At 42.1% G+C, this 3,552-nt stretch carries 3 protein-coding genes; all 3 read left to right on the top strand.

The genetic code is table 11. The features are described 5' to 3' along the window. The coding region (locus tag AC1DVB_RS25950; protein WP_477591663.1) for a carbonic anhydrase at window positions 1-244 on the top strand (244 nt) is incomplete at its 5' end. Window positions 245-400: 156 nt separating this feature from the next. Beyond that, window positions 401-1,702, top strand: coding sequence for an NCS2 family permease (locus tag AC1DVB_RS25945; protein WP_477591661.1), 1,302 nt, complete (start codon window positions 401-403; stop codon window positions 1,700-1,702). Between the two features lie 182 nt (window positions 1,703-1,884). Continuing rightward, on the top strand, window positions 1,885-2,874 hold the full coding sequence (gene dapF, locus AC1DVB_RS25940) for a diaminopimelate epimerase (RefSeq protein ID WP_268565846.1): 990 nt from the start codon (window positions 1,885-1,887) through the stop codon (window positions 2,872-2,874). Window positions 2,875-3,552: the final 678 nt, after the last annotated feature.

The raw sequence follows: 3,552 nt of genomic DNA, 5'->3' as shown, positions 1-3,552 counted from the left end.
GGACAAGATGATCGAACGTGATATACCAAAGAGCACCATCGATACACTGGGAGCTGCAGGAATCGATATCCGCAGTTGGCTTCGCGGATTTGATGATGTTTATGAAAGTTGTAAGAACAGCGTCGAAGTGATTAAAGGACATCCATTGATTCCTAAAAATATTCCTGTGCATGGTCTAATCATTTCGCCTGATACAGGGAAGCTGGAATTGGTAGTAGATGGTTATTCGCAAGAACAAAAATAATATATTCATCGAGGCTGTCGGGAGCATTTCCGACAGTTTTTTTCAAATTTTTATCATTGCTATTTATTTTTATCCTTTTTTTTGTTAAAATCGCCAAGTGTAGTTTGTCACTAATACAAACGGGTGGGCGAGGGATAAATTTGATAAGGATACAACATGAAGAAATTAAACTTGGAAACGTTTTTTCATTTTTCCGACTATGGAACGAATGGAAAACGTGAAATCCTTGCTGGAGTGGTCGGCTATTTTACGATAGTCTATATTCTCATCGTGAATTCCCTGATTTTATCGGAAGCGGGTATACCGATTAATGGTGCAGTGATTGCCACGATTCTTTTATCTGCTTTAAGCTGTGTCATGATAGGACTTTGGGCGAATGTCCCAATCCTTCTCGTTCCAGGAATGGGCGTCAATGCCCTATTTGCTTATACCATGGTTCAAGGAATGGGTCTATCATGGCAATCGGCTCTTGGTGCTGTGTTTATCTCAGGGGTAATTTTTGTAATCATCGCTTTTACAAAATACTCCAAAATCATCAGTGATTCGATTCCAAGTTCGATAAAAGAAGCCATATCTGTTGGTCTTGGCCTATTCTTGATGCTGATCGGACTTGAAAAGGGCGGGATCATCACAAGAGGTTCATCATCAATCGTCGCACTGGGAGATTTAAGCGATCCAGCGGTGTTTGCAACGGTGTTGACCTTTTTACTGGCAATCACGCTGTTCATCAAGAATATCCCCGGTAATTTCATGATAACCATCMTGGCAGGCAGCCTCATTGCCTATTGGTTCGGGACGGTTCAACTATCGGAAATCCATTTTTCAGGCATTAACACAGCTTCCTACGGCGATCTCTTCTTTTCATTATCGTTCTTGGAAGCGAACCGGATTGAATTCTGGATAAGTGTATTTGCGATGACGATGGTTCTTGTTTTTGAAAATATTGGTCTTGTACACGGGCATGTAGACAGTATCAACCGCCAGGATGCCTATAAAAAGTCGCTGCAGGCGACAAGTGTGTCCGTTCTATTATCAGGCTTATTCGGTTCGAGTCCTACCGTCGCAACAGTAGAAACGGCAGCTGGAATCGCATCAGGAGGCAGGACTGGTCTTACTTCAGTGGTGACGGGCGTGCTATTCATCCTATCACTGTTATTTATACCGGTGATTAAAGTAATCCCTGATAGCGCCATTGCCCCCATCTTGATTATCATTGGCATTTTGATGCTCGGAAACATAAAAAAGCTGAATTTCAGTGATTTAACCGAGAGCATACCTGCAATCATGATCATCACGATCATTCCTTTCACATACAGTATTGCCGATGGAATGGCATTCGGTTTCATCCTGTACCCATTCTTGAAGCTTGTAACCGGAAAAGCGAGAGAAGTGTCAGCCCCGATGTATGTGAGTGCCGGAATGTTTATCGTCTATTTCATCATTGGTATGATCGGTTAAAATTCAAAAGAGCGGTTGGAATGAGTTAATTCTTATTCCAACCGCTCTTCTTATTGGTTTTTTCGTCGAAAAAAATGGATTTAATGTGATTTACGCGATGACACATCCATCTTCAAAATGCTATGATATAGAATATTAAAAAAATGATAAATGACAAGCAGCATATTAGAGGATGTGACAGKATGATTATTGAAGGTTTAAAAAGCCATGGTTCAGGAAATGATTTCTTGATAATTGATGAATTGACTACGACCCTGACGTTTACGGAAGAAGAGCGGAAAAATTTCGCGAAGGCCCTATGCAATCGGGAGAGGCTCGGAGCGGATGGTATTTTGTTCGTAATGAAAAGTGAACATGCTGATTGCCGGATGCGTGTCTTTAATGCGGATGGATCGGAAGCCTCGATGTGCGGCAACGGACTTCGCTGTGTTGCACGTTACGCGAACGACGTTCTGGGGCTAGATAAAATGATCGTGGAAACCATGAAGGCAAATTTACTAGTCGAAAAAACGGAAGATATTTATGAGGGCATTCCGACTTTCAAGGTGGAAATTTCCCCGGTAAGTTTTAATGTGAAGGATCTACCTCTTGTATTGGCTAAAGAACAGCTGCAAAACGAAACATTGCCGGAACTTCATGATACCCTTTTATTTTCGGCATTGGCGGTTCCTAATCCACATTTGATCACACTCGTCGATAGTGATGTTTTACAAAGTGATTTGCAGGAAGAACTTTCAACAAAGGTCAATCAACCGAATGAACTTTTCCCTGATGGTGTCAATGTCAGCTTTGTGAAAGAGTTGGAACCAGGGAGCATTTATGTGCGGACATTCGAACGTGGAGTAGGCTTCACGAATGCATGTGGAACGGCGATGTCGGCTTCTAGCCTAGTAACATGCTCTGTTGGGTTAAACGCGTTGGAAAGTGAAATATCTGTCTACAATAACGGCGGAAAAGTTAAATGCGTGGTCCACCATGATGTAGAAAGCCAAACGTATTCAATTGATTTAATCGGGAATGCAACCTATGAATTCAAAGTATCGATTGAAATGGACTTAGATCAGCCTGAAAAATTTGAAATACTTGAAAAAGAGGATTTTGAATTGGAAACAAGCTTATATGCCAAGCTGCAGGATGAAGTGCAAAGTTATTTGAGAACAAAATTATTATGAAATTTTTAAACTGCAGGCGAACTCGAAAAAAACGAGTTTTCCTGCAGTTTTCTTATTTGAAAAAAGTTGCAGTTGATTTCAAAGATCCGTTCACTTTCCGCCGACTGTCTGCCAAGTCTCTTCGGCTCAAGAACCTGTGGGGTCTCGRCTAGCCAGTTATTCGGCAGGAGGAGTGTCGCAAATTTCTTCCATCCATTAAGGATTACATAAAAAAAACTGAAGGATAAACTAGTCTTAAATAGGATTCGGAATAAGACGAGCCAGCAGTTTTTTCTTTTAATACACAAAGTTGATTGGAACGGAAGGCGCGAGACTCCTGCGGGAAAAGCGAGTCCAAGGGAGACCCCACAGGCGCAAGAGCGCCGAGGAGGCTCCCGGACCGCCCGCGGAAAGCGAGTGCCTGGAGTGGAAATCAACGATCAGAATTACTAACCTTCAAAAAAATGTTCGAGTTGATTTCAGAAGTCCGCTCCCTAACCGCTCGACTGTCTGCCAATCTGCATCAAAGCAAAAACCGCCCGCGGAAAGCGAGTTTCTAGAGCAACTTTCCATCTTACCAATTAGTTATTGGTCTTTTTTTTGTTTTAGGAACGACAATACTTCCAAAAAGGCTGGTCCATTATTCACCAGTCGGTAATCCATAAACGCACACCCGTCCCTTTTTATTCTGTTTGGTAT

The organism is Peribacillus sp. P4_D6 (genome assembly GCF_056401795.1).
Note: the sequence above shows the minus strand (reverse complement) of the source record. Positions and strands in the feature narration are given on the sequence as shown.